Here is a 22,526-nt window from a genome sequence, read left to right on the forward strand (position 1 = left end):
ATATCGGGGCTATGCCCCTAGTATGATTGCAGGGCTACGCCCCTATGTTTATTCTATCTTTGTTTTGTTCGAATGATTACCGGGCTACGCCCCTTGCTTCATTTACGTTACTCTATCTTCACTTTTGTATTGACAACATCGAGATAGAGGGGCTATGCCCTCTACCTCTTCTGTTGTCTTTTTCATACCTCTTTTGGGGCTTAGCCCCTGTTAACCCAATCAATCAATTACCCTAATAATCAATTTCTTTGTGTCTTAACCTCATGTAGGAAAATGTATAGACAATATCATTTTATAGTCGTCGCTGATAGCTTCATTATGTAATAAGTATTGCTCATAAAACTCGCTCAGCTTTTGTTGAAATTCCAGCCAACTGATGTATAATTCCGAATCAAAACTGGTACACAACAAATGCTTTCCTCCGAGTGTATGAAAAAATACGTACTCAAATCGATCGCGTTTCTGAATTATTTCCTGTATAGCTTCGCCGGGTATATTCCAATCGGTGGCATAAACATTCAGCAGGTAAATAAGTGTGCTCTCAAAATCAAAGAATTCATCTACATCTATCGGTATGGTGTATTTCTTATTTTTCATAGCAGGTTTAGATTGCATTATTGCCACAAGCCCCTGAAAATGAAAAACCTTTCATCCCTTAAGTGGGATATTGTTAGTTTTGTCTTCAACCCATTGTTCACATGTCTTTCGGGGGCTTGGGCGTAAATTGGGGTCATTTCAGTATTATGGAATAATTGCCGACACCATATTGCTCCACGGACCGAACTTTCCGTTTTTATTCATCCACCGGGCATAAGCATATATGGTCTTGCTTCGCTGTTCGGGTGCAAACACAACGGCATCGTGCGACCGGGGTATGTTATAGCGTTCCGTACATTCATATATATCTGTGGGAGCCGGATCGCCTATTTTGCAAATCAATTCACAAAAAGCCACATTGGCAGGTTTAGCACGCACTCCGGGAGTAGCCGAGTCCGAATAAACCACATGCAATACCGAAATTTCTTCGGCTACAAAATTTATAATAGGTGTGGTGGCAGGAGCCGGACTTGGCGACCCTCCACCGGTTATATAGTGTATTTGCAAAGCATCCTTATCGGCGGCAGATATCAACTGATTATTCAGCAGATACTCATTGTACAAAGACGATAAACCAGCTTTTAGGGCATCCCACGCCGCATTGCGGGCAGTGGTAGCGGCCGGGCTTTGCGTGCTCCGGTTGTTGGCCACACTGTATTTCTGCTCATAATCCGTTTGCAACGGTATAAGTCTGTTGGGCAAATCCATAGGAATTTGCCACTGCTGGCAATTTGTCTGAAGCAGTGTGATAGCATTGCGCTGAAATTCAAACTGACCACTTTGTGTCGACGGGATGGAATACGTTTCTTTGTTCATAGATAAATCGATTTTTAAGAATTAGTATTAGAAAATATATGTTTCGCTTTCGTTAGTGTTGCCAATAAACACTATATATCAATAGGTTAGTTTCAAATAATCATCCTTTGTCTTTTAAAAGCGACTTACAGAGTCTGGTCTCTTACCCCTACTCTTTATATCCCTTTTAGCCTTCTTGCATCACTCAGCCGCCTTCTTGCATCATGTAGCCGCTCTCTTGCATCACCTAACCGTCTTCTTGCATCACCTAGCCGCCTTCTTGCATCACATAACCGCTCTCTTGCATCACCCAACCGCCTTCTTGCATCACATAACCGCTCTCTTGCATCACGTAGCCGCTCTCTTTCGTCGCTTAACTGCTCTCTTGGGTTACTCAACCGCTCTCTTGCATCAAGCAAGCGTTCATTTGAGTCGTGGAATTTGCTACCTGAATAATCAAAGAGCGGACCTATATATATAGGTCGGGCTGTGCACTCAGATTAAAATATATTTACATATAATAACAGTCAGGTTAATTCACTCAGCCAATCTGCTACCGAATGTTTCAGAGCCTCCCAAAATCTCATATTATTGATCAATACATAAAGCGCAGACACAATAGATTGAAAGCAAAGACTTTACAAACACTACAAAAAGCACTACAAGCTATGTAGCACTCTTTGTAGATTAATTTTGGTTTTTTGCTTTTAGCACCGAACGCTTTCAGTGCCTGTCTTTATTGAAATATTATTACATTATTTATGTGAATAATACTTATCAAATTTAAGAACATGTTACCGGAGATATTATTCAAAATCGTACTTCATTATTTCAAAATCTTACTTCCTTGTTTCAAAATCATACTTCCTTATTTCAAAAAAGAGAATTATTACTACAAATGAGTTATTTTTGTATTGGTTGTGATAAAAAAATAAACTTTCATGTCAATTCACACTCTTTGAGTTGGATTTTCAGGGTCTATTTAAGATGAGTTTCCAGTTGTTGCAGAGTTTAGGCGCAAAATTGGAGACTAAATTGGATAAAAAAGGGATATTGGTGGTGATATTACAGAAGAAATCTTGCTTTATTCAATCCGAACCAACAACAAAATATGAAACACATATTTCTATATATCAAACATATACGTGCATTTATTTCATTTTGAATACAGAAAAATGAATATAGAGCGATTATTCTGGCTAAACTGTTTTTGATTAAATTTTATAAACTACTACACTATGTAGCAGTTTTTACAAAAGCAAGATTTATCAAAACCGAAAGAGGCTAAGATAATACAGCAATAGAGAGCACCTAAGCTCTCAAGGGGATGAAAGGAAAGAGAGTAGAACTTATCGTGTAACTTTAAATTTAAACCACTATAACCTCAATGAACACTATAGGCCTTAATTGTTTAGCAAAAAAAGGATCACTTATCTTATTATTGTTTGTTTCCGTTTCGATAGGGGCACAAAAAACGGTTACAGACACGCTGCTAGAAGGGCGAATGACCCGCTACGATTACGAGGGTGCGGCCAATACTGCCAGAACCAGACTACGTATCACCAACCTGAGCATTCACGAAAAACTATACTACACCAACCGCCTGAGCATGGCTAAATTCCGCCTTATGCATTTGGAAGAATCAATGGCACTGGCTATGCAAGCATTAAAACTCAGCAAGCAAGCAACTGACTCTGCATTAATTGTAAACGCATGGAAGGTAGCCGCCTACAGTTATAACTACACAGGCAAGCTGGATAGTGCCTTAGTATATTCGGAAAAAATAATGATGTACGGCAAGCGTCATGGAGATATACGAGCTACACGTGATGCAATGTGTTCAGTTGCCACCATACTGGCTCAGAACAAACGTTTTGAGGAAGCGCTGAAATACTACAGAGATGTAGAGAAACTAAGTATCAAAATGCGCGATGTTTCCTATTATCCATCCAACGAGTACAACTTAGGATTGATGTATCTGGAACTGGAGAAATACGATAGCTGTGTGGTGCGGCTAAAAAAAGCAGCTGTATTGGCCCGCAAGCGCAACAACCTGGATTTGCTGTCGCTCGTGTACGGTGTATTGTCGGACTGTTATATGCACACCAACAATAAAACAGAATGGAAAAGAAATCGGATGCTTTCTTTTGAGCTTTCCCGTAAAATCGGCAATATGCGCTACCTGGCTATGGATTACTGCGCCTTTCTCGACTTTGAACTCCGAAACAAAAACTACAAAGAAGCACTGATGTACGGACGGAAAGCTATCGAAATTCTAAAGAAAACCCCCTACCCCGTATTAAACATACGCCTGGACAGCATGATGTACATGGCTAGTAAAGGCGCCGGGCTTTATGCCGACGCGCTTGCCTACCACGAGTCATTTGTAAACAGGCGAAAAGCTGTTGACAGCGAGAAAGAAAAAGGAATGCTGCATGAACAGATGGTAAAATACAATGTAATGGAGAAAGACCATACTATAGAACTTCAAAAGGCGCAGATAGCGCAGAACCGTAAAATAGTAATAATATCTATCATAGCCAGAGCGCTGGCAATTATTATTGTCATCGTGGCGATTAAATATAGCCTGAGAACTCGCAAGTTCCGGCGAGAACTGTACCTGAAAGAAAAAGCAATCGATGCGCAAATGAAAGAAATGCAAGACTGGGTAGAATGGAAACAAAATAAGGAAACGGAGAGCGAAACAGACACGTCCGGCAAGGAATCGGAACCTTTAACCCAAGAAAAAGGCACACCGAGATCAGCACAGATTTCGCTCTACAATGAGCTGCATGAGCTGTTTAATACTAAAAAACTACATTTGAACCCCGACTTAGACATAGAAGCGGTGATAAAAGTGCTTGGCACCAATAAAAAATACCTTTACCATGCCATAAGCGAGAATAGCGAAGATAATTTCAGAAATTTCATTAATCGCTACAGGGTGAATGATGCTAAGGAAATTATAGAGCAAAAAATCATGGATAAGGCATCGTTTAATATCTCTGATATATACACCCAAACCGGTTTCAACTCCTCGGTAACATTCTATAGGGCATTTAAGTCCGTAACAGGGCTTACACCCAAGGAATATAGTATTGAGTTTACGAAAGATAGGGAAGAGAAAAGGATTAAAAATATTTATACATAACATTAAGTTAGTGCCACGTAGTTTTTTATATGTTGCTGTTTGCAGAGAAACTTTTGCGCTGTTTGCGCAGAGAAAAAAATGATTTTTTAGTTTAATTTGCCGAAATATAGGCGATAAGAATTATGGATATAAGTTGTTTTAAATAATCGTTAATTATCACAAACCTTGAATAACCATGTACGATTTTATTCATAATCTAACAATACCAACAGCCATTTGCACTTTTGATGGTGAGTTTATAGATGTAAATCAGGCACTGTTAGATGATAGTAAGGCAACGTCCAAGCCTCATTTATTTAATTATAGTTCAGGTGAATTATTGGATGATAGTTCAAATCATAATGCTATTATAGATCATCTACTTTCGGGTAATAAGGTCATAAATCAGAAGATATTGATAAAACTTGTTGGGAATAACAATATAGTACTTAGGTCAACTAATGTTTCATTACTATCAGATGGAAAAAAGCTTATGATTATCCAGAATCACACATTAGATAGTAATTATCATTTACCCGCCGACAAAATCGAATTTATATTAAAAGAACAAGCAAAAATCAGTCAGCATCTTAATCCATATCATATTGAAGCCTTAAAGCAAATCTATGACCAAACGCTAGCTGTCTTAAACAAGGAACATCTACAAATAGAAGCAGAATACCCTCATCTCAATTTGGATCCGCATAAATTCATGCATTCTATTAAGAGCACCTTGGAAATAATTCAAGGCAAATGGACGTTTTCAATAGTACTAGCTTTGATGAAAGAAGTCACACTAAGATTTAATGAGCTAATAAAAATACTGGAAGGCAGAATTAGCGCACGTATTTTATCTAATGAATTAAAACTTCTGGAGAATAATGGACTAATCGTTCGACAAGTATTCACTACTGTACCTCCTACTGTTGAATATAGCCTGACTGAGAAGGGTAAATCTCTAAACTCTGTATCAATCGTTCTCAGAGATTGGGGACTGTATTACGGGAATAATAAATAGTCTTTGGAAATGAACAGTTCCGGGAGAAGAAACATCTTTGTCAATAGGTATCAGATACTTTGCTAAGGAGTATCTGACATATGAAGTAATTAACCTTGACATGTCACAGAAGTTTGCCCAATTAAATAAGATAAAAAAGGAACAAAAGACTAGGTGGTAACAAGTATAAAAAAAGAAGTAGTGTAAAAACTGTTTAATGAATTTTGAAATGACAACTCTGAGAATATCGGATGAGGAAATTAATGTAAATTGAATGTAGTGGACGAAGTATACACGGAATTTGAAACAATATTTGCTTGGAATGACAATAACAGATCAAATTGCACTGATAACCAAAATATCATAGGAATTGAATATTTTACAGAAGAAAGATTGAAAAATAACATGGAGATACAAGAAATGCTATACCTATCACAAGGAAGCTATAGAGGTTGAAGATTCATGAAAATTGTCTAACCCTCTTTCCTGCAATTTGAATAATAGAAACCTTAGAGACTGATGACGTGATTTAGAAAGTACGCTTATTAGTAGTAGCCTGAACTAACTTTGTTGCTATAGTTCTAATGGATCGGACAAAAAACAGAGTTGGTAATTGAATTTTTGCCAGTATTTTTGCCAGTATTTTAAAATAAAATCCGCTATAATATTTATTTATAGCGGATTAAATGCAATATAAGTGACCCCGTCGGGATTCTAACCCGAGACCTTCAGAACCGGAATCTGACGTTCTATACAGCTGAACTACGGAGCCTTTTTTGTGGCTGCAAAGGTAACAAATTATTCGAGTTCTGAAAAGAATACACGAGGGCAAATAATGCAAAATGAGGAAATAATTTCTTATTCCTCATTTTGCTATTATTCTTGTGCCGATTACTACCGACCAGGGATTACTCTTTGTTTATCTTCTGTTTCCACCCATGAAAATCATGATGTAGTACACCAGCGTAGCCAATGAACCCAAAGCTGCTACCACATAGGTGTAGGCGGCTGTTTTGAGGGCATCTTTAGCCTGGTCGTGTGTGTCGTAGTTGGTAATGCCTGCTGTGTTAAGCCAAGCCAACGCACGTGCACTGGCATTGATTTCTACCGGCAGCGTAACAAAGCTAAACAGGGTGGTGGTAGCAAACAAACAAATGCCGGCAAATAAAAGATTCGGACCCAATGTGTTTATCAACAAGATTCCGGCCAACAGTACCCACTGCATCCAGCTGGATGCGAAATTGACCACCGGAACAAGTTTCGAGCGCATGGTAAGCGGTGCATAAGCAGTGGCATGTTGCACGGCGTGTCCGCATTCATGAGCTGCAATGGCTGCAGCAGCCACACTGCACGAAGCGTACACGTTTTCGCTCAGGTTTACGGTTTTGGACAGGGGATCGTAATGGTCGGTCAAGTGACCGTTTGTAGAAACTACCTGAACATCGTAAATGCCATTATCGCGCAGCATTTTCATCGCTACGTCTTTTCCTGTCATTCCGCGTGGAATCGGAATTTTTGAGTAGCGCTCAAATTTTGATTTTAGATTGCTCGAAATTAGCCAGCTAATTAAAGCAAATACTCCGAAGATGATATAAATTCCATACATACGATTCTAATTTAAATGTTTGTCTTTATTTTTCTACAAAATCCTTGCCACGCGACAATGTGTCAGTGTTTTTTGTTTGAGATATAAGAAACTAACTTCCGAATGCAGGGAAATGTTCGGATAGATTGATAAATTGACGTGAGTTCGATATAAGCAAACAAGTTACGAACGATAAGGCTGAGTTTTAAAATCCTGAAAGGATTCAATTTTAATAACCGCGGGTGTAACCCGTGGTATGTGTATAAAATAATCAGAACTCTGAATAGGGTTCAATATCATGGATTTACAGATTGAACCCCGTTCGGGGTTCATATTCACGTTTAGTCTTATCCACGGGTTACACCCGTGGTTATTTACATTCAAGTCCTTCGGACTTGAGAGAAATAAAGTGGCTGAAGTTCGAGAGCTTTATCTTGAACTCACATTAAATTACAGTTGCTATAAATGCAAACGTTCCGCACCTTGTTTGCAAGTGTGCGGAACGTTTATATCGGTTGTATTGAATAAGAACTACTCCTGATAGCGAATAATTGTCTGATCTCTGTCTGGTCCTACCGATACAATTTTGATAGGCACTTCCAGTTCTTCTTCCAGAAAACTGATGTATGCATTAAACTCTTCGGGAAATTCATCCTCACTTTGCATTTTTGTCATGTCGGTTTTCCATCCCGGAAGCTCAACGTAAACAGGCTCAGCCCCATCGTTGAGGTCGTAAGGAAATTGTTCCACTTCTGTTCCATCTATTTTATAAGCTACACAGGCTTTGATGGTATCAAACCCGTCCATAACATCACTTTTCATCATGATAAGTTGTGTGACGCCGTTGATCATTACCGCGTATTTTAAAGCTACCAGATCCACCCAGCCACAACGGCGTGGACGTCCGGTAACCGAACCGAATTCGTAACCTATCTTGCGCATGTTGTCGCCGGTTTCGTCGAACAGTTCGGTAGGGAACGGACCGCTACCCACACGAGTACAATATGCTTTGAAAATACCGAATACATCGCCTATGCTGCGCGGAGCAATACCCAGTCCGGTACAGGCACCAGCACAAATTGTGTTAGAAGATGTAACGAATGGATATGACCCGAAATCAATATCGAGCATGGTGCCCTGAGCGCCTTCGGCCAATACTTTCTTTCCGGTTTTCAACGCATCGTTTACAAAATGTTCGCTGTCAATCAGCTCAAAACGTTTGATACATTCGATTCCTTCAAACCAGGCTTTTTCCAGTGCAGGTAAATCGTATTCAAAATCGTATTGTTTCAGTATTTCTTTGTGGCGGGTTATAGCCGTGTTATATTTTTCTTCGAAGTTGTGAAGGATATCGCCTACACGTACACCGTTGCGGCTCACTTTGTCAGTATAGGTAGGGCCTATTCCTTTTCCGGTAGTTCCGATTTTGCCACTTCCTTTAGCCGATTCGTAAGCTGCATCCAGCAGGCGGTGAGTTGGCAAAATTAAATGTGCTTTCTTCGATATTTTTAAACGCTCTGCGAGTGGATGACCCGATTGTTCCAGTGCTTCTACTTCTGCTTTAAACAAAGCCGGATCGAGCACTACACCGTTGCCGATAACATTTACTTTGTCGCCCTGAAAAATTCCTGAAGGGATGGAGCGCAATACAAACTTTTTACCTTCAAACTCCAGTGTGTGACCGGCATTGGGGCCGCCCTGAAAACGTGTAATAAGATCGTAATTGGGAGTAAGAACGTCAACTACTTTTCCTTTACCTTCATCTCCCCATTGGAGACCTAATAAAACATCAACTTTCATTTATTTTAAATCTATATTATTTTGTAAACTTTCGATATCGTACATTATTATAAGTTTCTGAGAGCTACTTTACACTTGTGACAAAGTCCGTAAATATAAAGCGAATAATGAGAAGTGTGGAAACGCGGAAACTTCCGTTTTTGAATAGACATTCGCAATTGCTCGTCCGAAAACTCTTTTACATTCCCGCAGTTGGTACAAATCAGGTGATGATGTGTACTGCTTCCAAAGGTCTTTTCGTATTGGGCAAACTGACCGCCCAACTGATGCTTAATAATCAACTTGCATTCCTGCAATAAATCAAGGGTATTGTAAACCGTAGCCCGGCTAACCCGATATTCTGCCCTCATGGTATTAAACAAGGCATCAGCATTAAAATGACCTTCGCATGAATAAATTTGCTCCAGAATAGCATAACGTTCGGATGTTTTCCGGTGATTATGCTTTTTAAGGTATTCTGTAAAAAGCTCTTTTATTGATTCGTATGAAACTTCTTCTTCCATTTAATAAAAATGTGACCAACAAAAGTACAACTTTTAGCTTGTTTCTTTGCTATAAAATGTTTAAAAATAATATTTCTTGTTTCACTTCTTTATGGATGTAGCGTTGGGCTGTTGACGAACTGTTAGAAAAAGAGTCAATTTCTTTCAGAATGTAAGTTGCTGTATGTTTGTCTTTTCGGGCACATCGGCTCAGGCACAGCGCAATTGCTTTATAGAGATGCAGCTCGTTGGTGTCCGATAGGGTTGAGGCCTGTTGAGTTATTGTGCCTATTTCATTTTCATTAAATCTGTTGGCTATGCGGGCAGCCAAAATAAATCCACTGATTTGTACCCAGGGTCTATCAGACTCAATCCACTTTAGCGACAACGAAGCGGCAAAGCTTAGTTTGCTGAATAGGTTCATGCAGGTTTGCTCTACTATTTCAATTTGGCTGAATGTTTCAACCCATTGTTGTGCCAATTCTTCGGTAAATTTCTCTACCGGTTCCAGCAGCGTTGCCATAATCATTGTTTCCCTGATTTGAAGATTCCACAGGCGTTGTGCCAAATCATGATTTTGGGTGTAGAGTTTGGCTATTTCTTTAATGCGGGGAATGTCTACACCGTAGTTTTTTTTGTAGGAAATTCCGTTTTGAGTCATTTTGTCTGCCACAATTCCATTCATCGACAGGCGAATTTTAGCTCTTATTTCCTTAATTTGTTGGTCTAATTCGGGGTTGGCAATGTAATATTTCATTTTGTTTTAGTTTTTAAATGTTGGCAATTAGCCTATTGCAAAAAATCCGCGTTTTTTTCGGGTAAATAGTTGCAAATAATCATTAGCTGTATTATCTTTGCACCCGTTAAACATGGTGGTTGTAGCTCAGTTGGTTAGAGCGTCTGATTGTGGTTCAGAAGGTCGCGGGTTCGAGACCCGTCTCCCACCCACCGGTAAATTTTTAGAAAAAGGAAGAGCATTTTAGTTCTTCCTTTTTTGTTTTTTATCAACTGTAACGGCACTGTTGCTGAACATATTGGTGGCAGTGAATAAATCCACAAATTCATACCCGCTTTTCGCAATGGTTGAAAGAAGCATGTGTAACTTTGTATAGAATTTATCTTTCCTTTTGTTGTCGGCTCCCATGTGGAAAACCAGAATATTCCCGTTTAGTCCTTGCGACGACTCCAGCTCCATGATATTATTGTAGATTTCTGTGCTCGAAAGGTAATTATCGCGCATATCAGGCGTACTGACATCGTAGTTCGACATTGTTTTTGGGGTCGGACTGATAAGCTGTAACCCGAATTCATTACACCACTGGCTGATGGTATTGTTGTACCATTCACTAGGAGGCAGGAAGAACGGAGCTTTGCTTTTGGTTATGCCGAATTTTTCCATTTCCAGGTAATTATTCTTTAAATCGTTCAGAAATTCATTTTTGGTAACAAATAACGAATCTCTTTTCAGGAAGGAACAGTAAAGTAGGTTCTTGTCGGAATTTGCTCCCAGATAATATCCTTCTTTCTGAATTTCTTCAATGTATTGCTTGTTGTTTTTATTTCGATAAAAATCGCCGGTAAAGAAGAACGAAGCTTTTATTTTCAAACTTTTTAGGGTGTTTAATATCGTTCTTGCTCCATCGGAAAACTCGCTTCCGGCAAAAACAAGTGATATTTGCTTTTTGCTCATATCCGTATTGGTTATTGCCCCGAATTTATATTTGTTGGTTTCAGCAACAATGTCCGGACTTGCTTCCATCTGTTTACTGGAAAGTAGGTAGGCTAAGGCCGCAGTTCCGTCTATGGTAGGCTCATTGGTGGCATAGTCGGCATTATCATCGTGGTACACCGCCCAATCCGACTGCACCTGATCATACATGTCATCTTTAGAGAGCTTATCTCCTATAAGTGTCTTAAATGTACTTGCGTTCACCGGACCATTGACCAACGCACCCGAAAGCGGTACATGGCTGTTATGCGCCAGAGTGGAATGTGGATCGGATGGATACACGCCCAGTTGCGGCAGACCTATAACCATGCTGGTTCCCCACGGATTGCATCCGAATAGCCAATCTATTAGTGACGTTTCCAGACTCAGGTAAGTTGAATCGTTAGTCAGTGCCCGGTACAAACGACACTGGCTGGCAATGGCCGTAACCATATTGTTTGACCCCAACACCATTGGTACGGCTATGTTGAACGGGTTGTCGGCAGCTGCATTGTTTACGCGCTGTATGCCGCTGAGGAGGTTCTGCAAAAACTCTTTCCGGTAGCCCGGATTTTCTACATTGGCTATCACGTAATGCCCCAGATTCAGGTACGGATACCATTGATGATAGGTGGTGGTGTCGGTGCACATCCAGGGTGATATTGGCTCAATCCTGCCGAATTCGGCTGCTTCTCTGAGGTAACTCCCATCGTACGTTAGTCGGTAAAGTTGCGCTGCAGCCAGCTCCATATCATCTTTCCAGTTTTCTTCTTCGAAATAGTAAGGCGATCTGCCCGGCACGGACTGACACACCCCGGGATTTTCTTTGCCATACTGATAAGCTTCCACAGCTTTCGCTTTCAGGCTGTCGGCAAAAGTGGGATAGTATACGCTCAAAAGCTCAGCTCCCAGACTGAAAGCTGAGGAGTATTTTCCGGCAATGGATGCAATGCCCGTAGAATTGTTTTTATATCCGAATAATCCCTGCGGTCTACCTGTCGCAGTATACACCGGACGGCTTATGGCTTCATCAGACTCAGCATCGGCCGTCTCAACTTTCGAAGTCCCGAATTTTTCGTGCTTAAAGTCATTGGCTATTTGATGATACAAAACATCTTTGGTGGGATACATCTTCATTAGCCAGTCCAGTCCCCATTTTGCTTCATCAAGAATATCGGGGATGTCATTCGGTTTATTGTAACCGTATGCATCATATTTATCAGAAAAAGCCGTAGGATTGAGCTGATAAGCAAACAGCAATTGTAATACAGCTGTAGATGAAGTTGCTCCGTACTGAAGAAAATCTGTTGATTCCAACCATCCACCTCTGACATCCAGCGATTTGGGTTTGACGGGTTCTGGGGTTGTAACCGGCAGATGGATATTCCGGTATCTGCTGTTTTTAGCTTTGAGAGATTTTAAAAAGTCCTGATCGTAAGAAGTCTCTGATGTTTCTTTTTTTGCAGGAATAATATCTTCAGCATCGTAGGTGTTGTACTGATGAACCTCGGAGTACAAGTCGGGATTGTAACCATTTCGTTGCAACCGGAGAAAGTTTAATATAAAATCGGCTGTTCCCTGATAAATGTTGTTATTTATGTAAATAGTCGGAGAATATGCCGTGCCTGCCTTGATGTAGAAAGCACCTTGCTGTTTGAAAGAAGAGAAATTAAGAACATAAGTGCTTTTGAAATTTTCGAATTCTTCTTTGGAAACAACGGTATTAAATGTTGCCAATTCCTGATTGGTCAGCGCATCGTAGATTGAAAATTGTTTGATGTCTTGGGCTGATTCGCTAATGAATACAGCCTTTTTTAGAGCATGGGGCAGATAGCCCATCTGATTGATTCTAATCCAGGCATCGATGCCATAAGTACACATACTTATGCAGAAAAATGACAAGAATACCAAAACTATCCTTTTTCCCATGAATCGAATCCTTTTTTTTGCAAATGTAGCTGAAATTATCGAAATAACAAATGGAAAATTATTGAGAAAAAAATATTACTTTTGTGGCTAATTTTATTTTGTACAATTACTATTAACACGAAAGAAATGAAAGTATTAAAATTCGGTGGAACGTCCGTAGGTTCTGCCGCTCGTATGAGAGATGTTGCCAAGCTGATATGCGATGGGGATCAAAAAATAGTAGTGTTGTCGGCTATGTCCGGAACAACAAACAGCCTGGTGGAAATCTCGGATTATTTTTATAAAAACAATACTTCAGGTGCATTAGAGCGTATCAATGCATTGGAACAAAAATACTTTGATGTAGTTGAGGAATTGTTTTCAACTGCTGAGGCTAAAAAAGAAGCCGTGTCTGTTGTAAAATCGCTTTTCGAATATCTTCGCTCATTCTCGAAATCTGTTTTTACATTGTTCGAGGAAAAAGCGATTCTGGCTCAGGGCGAATTACTTTCTACTACCATATTCCAACTTTATTTGAATGAAACAGGAGAGAAGAGCGCATTGCTTCCGGCTTTGGAGTACATGCGTATCGATAAAAATTCTGAGCCTGACACCAACTACATAGCAGAACATTTGGCAATTCAGTTGGCTGAGCAACCAGGAAATACCATTTACATCACTCAGGGCTTTATCTGTCGTAATTTCTATGGCGAGATTGATAATTTGCAACGTGGTGGTAGCGACTATACCGCTTCGCTGATTGGTGCTGCGGTAAAAGCCGATGAAATTCAGATTTGGACGGATATTGACGGTATGCACAATAACGACCCCAGATTTGTGGAAGGTACTAAACCGGTTCCGGTACTACACTTCGAAGAAGCTGCGGAGTTGGCTTACTTTGGAGCTAAAATTCTTCACCCAACCTGTATTCTTCCTGCTAAGCTGAATAATATCCCGGTTCGTTTGTTAAATACTATGGAGCCTAAAGCTCCGGGAACATTGATTTCTACTCAAAGTAAAAAAGGTAAAATTGAGGCAGTTGCAGCAAAAGATGGCATTACCGCTATCAAAATAAAATCCGGACGCATGTTGTTGGCTCATGGTTTTTTACGCAAAGTGTTTGAAATCTTTGAATCTTATCAGACTTCTATCGATATGATTACGACTTCGGAAGTAGGTGTTTCAGTATCTATTGATAATGCAAAGCGTCTGGATGAAATCGTAAACGATTTGAAGAAATTCGGAACGGTAACGGTTGATAAAGATATGGTTATCATTTGCGTAGTGGGTGATATGCCTTATGAAAACGTTGGTTTTCAGGCTAAAGTGGTGAGTGCAATGAGCGAAATACCTGTTCGTATGATTTCTTACGGTGGTAGTAATTATAATATCTCATTCCTGATCAAAGGTGAAGATAAAAAACGTGCTTTGAACGCTTTAAGCGCGGCATTGTTTAATTGATGATAAATTGTTTTCAACTATTGAATTCAAGTCTTGTTTCAGGTCTGTTCTCAACAACATACCTGTAACTTGTAACTAAATACTCGTAACTTTTTTATGATAAAAGCTAAATATCCGATAGAGAAATTCAGCAAAATAGAAACTCCATTTTATTATTATGATCTGGAAGTACTTCGTAAAACGCTGGAAGAAATAAATATCCAAAGTAAGAAAAGTGATTTTCATGTGCATTACGCCATGAAAGCCAATGTAAATCCAAGCGTTTTAGCAGCGATAAAAGATGCCGGACTTGGTGCCGATTGCGTGAGTGGTGGCGAAGTGCAGGCGGCTATTGATGCCGGAATTTCACCTTCAAAGGTGGTGTTTGCAGGTGTAGGAAAAGCCGACTGGGAAATTAATCTGGGGCTGGATAATGATATTTTTTGCTTCAACGTGGAATCTATTCCGGAGTTGGAAGTAATCAATGAACTGGCAGCTGCTAAAAATAAAGTGGCCAAAGTGGCATTGCGTATTAACCCGAATGTAAGTGCTCATACACACCATTATATCACTACCGGACTGAGCGAAAATAAGTTTGGAATTAATATGTCGGAATTGGATCAGGTGGTTGATTTGTTCCCTACGCTGTCCAACGTAAAACTTATTGGAATCCATTTCCATATTGGTTCGCAAATTACCGATTTGACTTCGTTTCAGGGATTATGTGTTCGTGTAAACGAACTGCAGGAATATTTCCAGTCACGCAATGTGGTTCTTGAGCATATCAATGTTGGCGGAGGTCTTGGTATTAATTACGAACATCCGAACCATTTCCCTATTCCGGACTTTGATGCTTACTTCAAAGTATTCCGTGATCATTTGCAATTACTCCCAAATCAAACTCTGCATTTTGAATTAGGACGTGCTGTTGTAGCGCAATGCGGAAGTCTGATTTCGAAAGTGCTGTACGTTAAACAGGGTAGTTCCAAGAAATTTGCGATACTCGATGCCGGATTTACCGATTTAATCAGACCGGCTTTGTATCAGGCTTATCATCATATTGAAAATTTGAGCTCCGATCTTGCTGTAGAGCCGTACGATGTGGTTGGACCTATTTGTGAGTCGTCGGATACATTTGCTAAAGGCTTTGAACTGAATCAAACTAAGCGCGGTGATTTAATCGCTTTGCGTTCGGCAGGAGCTTATGGCGAGATTATGGCTTCGCAATATAATCTGCGTAAACTACCGAAAGCTTATACGTCTGACGAACTGCTTGCCTGATTTTTTGACTTATTGAATAATAAAACTTCCTTCGACCGAATATAACCGGTAATTGCTTACTGATAACTGAAAATAATGGAATTTTACGGATTTTATTTTTCTTTGATTGAATTGATAGCCTTTGGCTTGTTGTTTCTGGCATTCATATATCAGCTCTATTTTTATTTACGCTATATGAATGGTGTTTTGAGATGGAAAAACAGAATAAGTAAAGACAAAGTTATATTTCAGACAGAACAACCTCCGGTCTCGGTTGTTATTTGTGCTAAAGATGAATCGGATAACCTTCGTAAGTTTCTTCCTTTTGTTCTTCAGCAGGAATATCCTGATTTTGAAGTGATTGTTATCAACGATGGTTCTACAGACCAATCGGATATTTTGCTCAACGATTTGAGTGTGGAATATCCAAATCTGAGAACTACGTTTGTGCCTGTAGGAGCCAATAATCTAAGTACAAAAAAACTTGGATTGACATTGGGTATCAAGGCTGCTAAGAATGACTTGTTGCTATTTACCGATGCCGATTGTATGCCTGAAGATAAATTCTGGATAGCCCGCATGGTTAGAAACTTTAGTCCTGAAACCGAATTTGTATTGGGGTACGGAGCATATTTCAACAAGAAAGGCTTATTGAACAGATTGATTACCTACGATACACTTTTTATCGGATTGCAATACCTGGGTATGGCTGCGGCACGCAAACCGTACATGGGTGTCGGTCGAAATCTGGCCTATCGCAAAGAGACTTTCTTTGCTCATAAAGGATTTGCATCTACGCTTCATTTGAGTTCAGGTGATGATGATTTGATGGTGAATAAAGCCTGTGATAAAAAAAATACACGGATTGAAGTTTCTCCTGATAGTATTACCTGGTCTGAGCCCAGCAAGACGTACAGAGATTGGTTTTACCAGAAGTTGAGACATCTCTCTGTCTCATCGTATTATAAAAGCTCAAGCAAGTTTAGACTGAGTCTTGAACCTTTGTCTCGCGGATTATTCTATCTGGCATTTATCCTTACGTTGGTGTTTGGTGGTTTAATCCTTCAGATTGCTGCGGGTGTTCTTTTTCTGGCCAGATTCATTTTGCAACTTTGTGTGATAAACGGCTCTTCAAAACATTTTGGAGAAAGAAAGTATATTCTCACACTCCCGTTTTTCGATATTTTCTTACCGTTGGTAAGCCTTTATATTCTTACTTTTGGTAGATTTGCTAACCGCAAGCGACCTCTGAGATGGAAATAACAGGAAAGTTTTAAATACAAAAAAAGGATGCAGTTAATTTGCATCCTTTTTTTTGTATCAATTACTACTTATTTGCTCTTCTGAAATTTCCATTTCAGGTTGATTGCCGAATCACTCCAGTCGAGCACTGCACTTTGCGTTTTTCTAACGCTTGAGACTTTTAGCTCACCGACTGATGAACGGAGGGAGTTGATGGTGTCAAAACCATGCAGTATCAGACATACTTTTTTGAATCTTCCATTGAGACTACCTTTCTTTTCGGAAATATTGAGTTCGTTTTTTGTCGGATCAAAATTTATCGTTCGTTCATACGAAGCCATTTTTTCATACTCGTATGTAGTTCCATCGTCTTCGTAGTAGAGTAATTGTGTCGGTTTAACTCCGGCAAATACATGTAACTTTAATGTGTCTCCGGCACTTTCAGTTGTGTTTTGCACCGTGTTCTGCATAGGAATAATTGCTCCTTCGCGGGCAAATACCGGTAAATCGCTCAGCGGAGATGCGACATGGTAGTCTTTACCGCCATCGAAAGCCTCATCGTTGGAGAAGCGATACCAGCGTCCTTCCGGCAAGTATACCCGAGTGTAACTGTCAGTACTGCGAGCAGGACAAACCAACAATCCATCTCCGAACATGTATTGATTTTCAAAATCTTTCAGGAAGACATTCTCATCCTTTGTATAGTCGATAGCTAGTGTTCGTACCAGTGGTAATCCTGTTCTTGAAGCTAACAAGGCATTTGAATATATATACGGCATCAACTGATAACGCAGGTTGAGATAGTTGCGTACAATGTCCTGATAATCTTTGGGCAATATCCAGGGTTCACGATAGTTGACATCTACGGCGCTATGATTGCGATAAAAAGGTGTAAATGCACCCAGTGACATCCAACGAACCATTAGTTCTTTGGTTGGCTCACCTATGAAGCCGCCTACATCGGGACCGGCAAAAGAAAACCCAGCCAGACCCAGATTTGCAACAAGTCTTGCACCTAATAACATGTGGTCGTCTGAAGCAAAGTTATCACCTGTCCAGATGGTAGAATAACGTTGGCCGCCGGAATATGTCGCTCTTGTAATTGTCAGCGGCCGACGTCCTTCCATTAGGTTTCTTGTGCCTTCGTAAGTAGCCCTTACCATTTGCATTCCGAATATATTGTGTCCTTCTTTCATGGTTGTTTTGTTTCCTTCAAAACCAAATTCAACCATGTCCGGAATTTTTTGCCCCCAGGTTGCGGGTTCATTCATATCGTTCCAGAAGCCTTCAACTCCTTTGTTGGTTAGCGTCGTGAATTTCTGACCCCACCAACTACGAACTTCAGGTCGTGTGAAATCAGGAAAATGCGACCTGCCGGGCCATACGCTTCCGATATAGGGTTGTCCGTTTGGATAGGAAAGGAAATAATTGTTTTTTACCCCTTCGTCGTAAGCAGAATATCCCTTTTCAACTTTCAAACCCGGATCGATAATTACAGCCAAATGGAAACTCATGTTTTTCAGTTTGTCGATCATTTCTTTGGGCTGCGGATAGCGCTCAGGATTCCATGTGAATACTTTATAATTATCCATATAATGAATGTCCAGGTAAAGTACATCGCAAGGAAATTTCTTTTCGCGAAAGGTTTGTGCAACATTCAGCAACTCCTTATCAGGGTAGTAACTGTACCGACACTGTTGATAACCCAGACTCCAGAGTGGTGGAAGTTTAGGGCGACCGGTGAGCCATGTATACTGCTCAATAACATTGCGAACGCTGCTTCCAGCAAAGAAATAATAGTCCATCTCACCACCAACAGCCCCAAAATGAGACATTTCATCATCTGTGGATGCACCGAAGCTGAAAGTGCTTTTATAGGAGTTATCAAAGAAGATTCCATAGCTTATTCCGTTGTGAATTCCCATGTAAAATGGAATGGATGCATAAAGCGGATCTTTGTCCAACGCATAAGCCGGAACATCGGAGTTCCAATTTTCATAAGCCAGACTCCGTTTGTTGAGCGGTCCGGTTTTTTCGCCTAGCCCAATGAATTTTTCGTTGGAAAGTATCTTCTTGAAACAAGTGACATCATTGCCGAGCCAGGTCATTCCAAATCGGGAATCATCTGCATTGAGCAATTTGCCTTCGGGGCTGTAGAAACTAATGCGAATGGGCGATTTGGTTATCTCAATTTTCAGACTGCCGGTTTTCAATACCAGTTTAGTTGCATCGTCTGTTACCGACTCAAATTTGCCTGTTGCCTGTTTCTCCACTGCATACGAAAATGTCCTCAGTGGTTTTTCCCTGTAGGCTCTTACTCTTATGATATCGTCCCTGAATGCGGAAATTTGTACTGTGGCGTTGTCGGCTTCAATGTTAATCGTGTTTTTTTCTTGTTTAAACGTCTTTAAGTTCCCTATTGATACTGATGTTTCAGACCAAGTATTGAATAAAGATAGCATTAAACAGCATGAAATAATGAGGATTTTTTTCATAAAGTACTGCGAGTTATATATAAATTAATCACAAATTTAATCGATTTGCGCCAGATTCAATAGCATGACAGTTTAGTATGTTGCTATATTTTTCGCAAACGTTTGCGACTATATAGAAATACATAAAAAAACAAAGACCGGCTTCAGATTCATAGAAGTCGGTCTTTCATTATTTTGTGTTGGTTATCCTATTTTCTGACGAATGTGCTCAGCAATTTCATTCATTTCTTCAACACTGAGTTTCAATTTCGGATTTTTGAAGTTCATATCCGACTCCTGATTTATCGGGATTAGGTGAACATGGGCGTGAGGAACTTCCAGTCCGATTACTGCTACTCCGATTCGCTTACACGGAATTGCTTTTTCAATTGCATGAGCCACCTTTTTTGCAAAAAGCATCAAGGCGCTGTAGGTTGCTTCATCCAAATCAAAAATATAATCTTTCTCTGTTTTAGGAATAACCAACGTATGTCCTTTTGTCATAGGGTTAATATCCAGAAAAGCGAAGAAACGGTCATCTTCTGCAATTTTATAACAGGGAATTTCTCCGTTTACGATTTTTGTAAAGATTGTTGCCATATATAAATAGTGAAAAGAAAATCAGAAACTGAGTTAGCCTTGTAACTTAAAGTGAAATTTCCATTACTTCAAATTCAAGCATGCCCGATGGAACAGATACGGTGGCTCTTTCACCAACTTTTTTCCCCAGTAAACCTTTGGCAATAGGAGTTGTAACCGATAGTTTGCCTTCTTTGAAATTGGCTTCACTTTCCGATACAATCATATAAGACATGAGTTGATTTGTTTTTGTATTTTTAATTTTTACGCGTGTCAGAATCTGCACTTCGTTGGTGTTTATTTTCGATTCATCAATCATACGTGCCGAGGCAATCATGTCTTTAAGGTTGGAAATTCTCATTTCGAGCATGCCCTGCGCTTCTTTAGCTGCATCGTATTCGGCATTTTCGGACAAATCGCCTTTGTCACGAGCTTCTCCAATTTGTTTTGAGATAGCTGGGCGTTGTACACTTTCCAGTTCGTTGAGCTCTTCAACTAGTTTTCTATAACCTTCGGCTGTCATATAATTTATTGCCATAGCTTTGTTTTCTTTTAGGTTTTTTTTAAGTATAAAACAAAAAGAATTCCGACTATACTCGCCGGAACTCTGATTCTGTTGTGTTTTTAATTATTTATAGTACAAAAATACTCGTTTTTTTTTAGTTTAAAGCCAATATATTTGTGTTTAATAGCATTTTTATGTGGAATATGTTCTTGTTGAGTTATTAAAGTATCTGTTTTTCGGTTATTTGCAACGTGTTTCTTTATATTGCGTTTTCAAAAAAATACTTTGGCGGATGGATCTTCGGTAGAGGTTTTATATAAAAAACAATGGGTAACTTCACAGCCACCCATTGCACATTTTAACCTAAACCTTAACTATGAAAAATTTATCTGTTTGTTTACTCTGCAAAATTGAGAATAATTTTTGAAACGTGCAAATTATTTGATGATATTTTTTCAATAAAAATGATTTTTTTTTATTGTCCGCCATTTTGAGCTTTATATTTATTTGAATATTAGGAATATAAGTGTTGTCTGTCTTATGTGTTAAATAATCAAAATTCTAGAATTTTCGTATTTTGATTATATAATGTACTTTTGTACGACTAAAAAAATCTCTAAAAAATGAATACAAACGAACAATCTGTCACTTCAACGGACTTTAAATCCGCTTTGAATGACAAGAAACTTTTTATTGAAACCTACGGGTGCCAGATGAACGTGGCCGATAGCGAGGTAGTGGCATCGATTATGCAAATGGATGGTTTTGCTTTGACGGACAAAATTACCGAAGCAGACGCTATTTTTGTGAATACCTGCTCAATAAGAGATAATGCAGAGCAGAGGGTGATAAACAGGCTCAAATACTTTGAGACGCTTAAGCGTAAAAACAAAAAGCTCATAGTGGGAGTAGTAGGTTGTATGGCTGAGCGTGTGAAAGATGAGCTGATAAATGAGTATGGGGTCAATATAGTGGTAGGACCGGATGCATACATGGATATTCCAAACCTGATTGGAAGCGTGGAGCAGGGTAACAAAGCCATAAATGTTGATTTGTCAACGACAGAAACATACAGTGACGTACTGCCAACTCGTATCAGCAAGTCTATTTCAGGGTTTATCTCTATTATGCGTGGTTGCAATAACTTTTGTTCATATTGCATTGTGCCATATACACGTGGTCGGGAGCGTAGTCGCGACGTGGAGAGTATTCTGACCGAGTTGAAAGATTTGCAAGCGAAGAACTATAAAGAGGTAACGCTTCTTGGGCAGAATGTAAATTCGTATCGTATGGAAAAAGACGGCGAAGTGATTGAATTCCCCGATTTGCTGGCTATAGTGGCCGAGGCAGCTCCTGAGATGCGATTCAGATTTTCTACTTCGCATCCTAAAGATATGAGCGACCGTACACTCGAAGTGATTGCTCAATATCCTAACCTGTGTAAATCGATACATCTGCCGGTGCAATCGGGAAGCAATAAGATATTGAAGCTAATGAACCGAAAATACACCCGTGAGTGGTATTTGGAAAGAATAGCGGCTATTCGTAGAATTTTGCCGGAAGCTTCAATCAGTACCGATGTATTCTGTGGATTTCATGGCGAGACGGAAGAGGATCATCAGGAAACACTATCCTTGTTACGTGAGGTGAATTTTGATCTGGCCTTTATGTTTAAATACTCTGAGCGTCCTGGAACATTTGCAGCCAAAAACCTGCCTGACAATATCTCCGAAGAAGAAAAACTCCGTCGTCTGGCAGAAATTATTGACCTTCAGCGTGAACTTACCAATCAGGGAAATCAGCGCGATGTGGGTAAAACATTTGAGGTATTGGTTGAAGGTTTTTCTAAAAGATCAAAAGAACAGCTTTTCGGACGCACTTCTCAAAATAAAGTGGTAATTTTCCCCCGCTTAGGCAGACGTATCGGGGAGACTATTCAGGTTCGGGTTTTAAGTGCCAGTTCAGCTTCGTTAATTGCAGAAGTTGTGGAGTAATACATTGATAAATAAAGAGTTGTCCTAATT

16 protein-coding genes and 2 tRNA genes are annotated in these 22,526 nt (G+C 39.7%); 7 read left to right on the forward strand and 11 right to left on the reverse strand.

The window, feature by feature from the left end; all coding sequences use genetic code 11:
- Window positions 1-261 precede the first annotated feature (261 nt).
- A complete protein-coding gene (locus tag PALPR_RS14745; protein ID WP_013446462.1) occupies window positions 262-597 on the reverse strand; it encodes a hypothetical protein in 336 nt (111 codons plus the stop codon).
- Window positions 598-741: 144 nt separating this feature from the next.
- Entirely contained in the window at window positions 742-1,413 is a 672-nt protein-coding gene (locus tag PALPR_RS14750) for a hypothetical protein (protein ID WP_013446463.1), read from the reverse strand.
- Window positions 1,414-2,779: 1,366 nt separating this feature from the next.
- Between PALPR_RS14750 and PALPR_RS14755 the strand changes: the two genes are divergently transcribed.
- Complete coding sequence (locus PALPR_RS14755) at window positions 2,780-4,543, forward strand: helix-turn-helix domain-containing protein (RefSeq protein ID WP_013446464.1); 1,764 nt, start codon at window positions 2,780-2,782, stop codon at window positions 4,541-4,543.
- A 175-nt stretch (window positions 4,544-4,718) separates the two neighbouring features.
- Window positions 4,719-5,540 (forward strand): winged helix-turn-helix transcriptional regulator, encoded by an 822-nt coding sequence (locus tag PALPR_RS16020; RefSeq protein ID WP_013446465.1) that lies wholly within the window; start codon window positions 4,719-4,721, stop codon window positions 5,538-5,540.
- A 677-nt stretch (window positions 5,541-6,217) separates the two neighbouring features.
- Here the strand turns inward: PALPR_RS16020 and PALPR_RS14765 are convergent.
- From PALPR_RS14765 to PALPR_RS15605, 5 genes are all read right to left on the reverse strand, one after another.
- Window positions 6,218-6,291: transfer RNA gene (locus tag PALPR_RS14765), tRNA-Arg, on the reverse strand.
- A 147-nt stretch (window positions 6,292-6,438) separates the two neighbouring features.
- Window positions 6,439-7,125 (reverse strand): zinc metallopeptidase, encoded by a 687-nt coding sequence (locus tag PALPR_RS14770; protein WP_013446466.1) that lies wholly within the window; start codon window positions 7,123-7,125, stop codon window positions 6,439-6,441.
- Window positions 7,126-7,635: 510 nt separating this feature from the next.
- Entirely contained in the window at window positions 7,636-8,904 is a 1,269-nt protein-coding gene (locus tag PALPR_RS14775) for an adenylosuccinate synthase (protein WP_013446467.1), read from the reverse strand.
- Window positions 8,905-8,951: 47 nt separating this feature from the next.
- Window positions 8,952-9,407 carry a Fur family transcriptional regulator gene (locus tag PALPR_RS14780; RefSeq protein WP_013446468.1) on the reverse strand — a complete coding sequence of 152 codons (456 nt, stop codon included), beginning with the start codon at window positions 9,405-9,407 and terminating at the stop codon, window positions 8,952-8,954.
- 49 nt (window positions 9,408-9,456) lie between these two features.
- Window positions 9,457-10,143, reverse strand: coding sequence for a DNA alkylation repair protein (locus PALPR_RS15605; protein ID WP_013446469.1), 687 nt, complete (start codon window positions 10,141-10,143; stop codon window positions 9,457-9,459).
- 114 nt (window positions 10,144-10,257) lie between these two features.
- On the opposite strand from PALPR_RS15605, the gene PALPR_RS14790 reads away from it, so the two are divergent.
- Window positions 10,258-10,333 (forward strand) — tRNA-His (locus PALPR_RS14790).
- Between the two features lie 32 nt (window positions 10,334-10,365).
- Here the strand turns inward: PALPR_RS14790 and PALPR_RS14795 are convergent.
- Window positions 10,366-13,023 (reverse strand): bifunctional glycoside hydrolase family 9 protein/polysaccharide deacetylase, encoded by a 2,658-nt coding sequence (locus PALPR_RS14795; protein ID WP_013446470.1) that lies wholly within the window; start codon window positions 13,021-13,023, stop codon window positions 10,366-10,368.
- A gap of 126 nt (window positions 13,024-13,149) precedes the next feature.
- On the opposite strand from PALPR_RS14795, the gene PALPR_RS14800 reads away from it, so the two are divergent.
- The 3 genes from PALPR_RS14800 (at window position 13,150) to PALPR_RS14810 (ending at window position 16,965) form a co-directional block, all read left to right on the forward strand.
- Complete coding sequence (locus tag PALPR_RS14800) at window positions 13,150-14,463, forward strand: aspartate kinase (RefSeq protein WP_013446471.1); 1,314 nt, start codon at window positions 13,150-13,152, stop codon at window positions 14,461-14,463.
- A gap of 99 nt (window positions 14,464-14,562) precedes the next feature.
- Window positions 14,563-15,723, forward strand: a complete 1,161-nt coding sequence (gene lysA, locus PALPR_RS14805) for a diaminopimelate decarboxylase (protein WP_083807224.1) — start codon at window positions 14,563-14,565, stop codon at window positions 15,721-15,723.
- A gap of 75 nt (window positions 15,724-15,798) precedes the next feature.
- Window positions 15,799-16,965, forward strand: a complete 1,167-nt coding sequence (locus PALPR_RS14810) for a glycosyltransferase (RefSeq protein WP_013446473.1) — start codon at window positions 15,799-15,801, stop codon at window positions 16,963-16,965.
- 68 nt (window positions 16,966-17,033) lie between these two features.
- Here the strand turns inward: PALPR_RS14810 and PALPR_RS14815 are convergent, their stop codons facing one another.
- The 3 genes from PALPR_RS14815 to greA form a co-directional block, all read right to left on the reverse strand.
- A complete protein-coding gene (locus PALPR_RS14815; RefSeq protein ID WP_013446474.1) occupies window positions 17,034-19,439 on the reverse strand; it encodes a glycoside hydrolase family 31 protein in 2,406 nt (801 codons plus the stop codon).
- 183 nt (window positions 19,440-19,622) lie between these two features.
- Window positions 19,623-20,018 carry an HIT family protein gene (locus PALPR_RS14820; protein WP_013446475.1) on the reverse strand — a complete coding sequence of 132 codons (396 nt, stop codon included), beginning with the start codon at window positions 20,016-20,018 and terminating at the stop codon, window positions 19,623-19,625.
- Between the two features lie 46 nt (window positions 20,019-20,064).
- Complete coding sequence (greA, locus tag PALPR_RS14825; protein WP_041620459.1) at window positions 20,065-20,535, reverse strand: transcription elongation factor GreA; 471 nt, start codon at window positions 20,533-20,535, stop codon at window positions 20,065-20,067.
- 590 nt (window positions 20,536-21,125) lie between these two features.
- Between greA and miaB the strand changes: the two genes are divergently transcribed.
- Entirely contained in the window at window positions 21,126-22,496 is a 1,371-nt protein-coding gene (gene miaB / locus PALPR_RS14830) for a tRNA (N6-isopentenyl adenosine(37)-C2)-methylthiotransferase MiaB (protein WP_013446477.1), read from the forward strand.
- Window positions 22,497-22,526 lie beyond the last annotated feature (30 nt).

Source organism: Paludibacter propionicigenes WB4, assembly GCF_000183135.1.
In the GTDB taxonomy this organism is placed as follows: Bacteria; Bacteroidota; Bacteroidia; order Bacteroidales; family Paludibacteraceae; genus Paludibacter; species Paludibacter propionicigenes.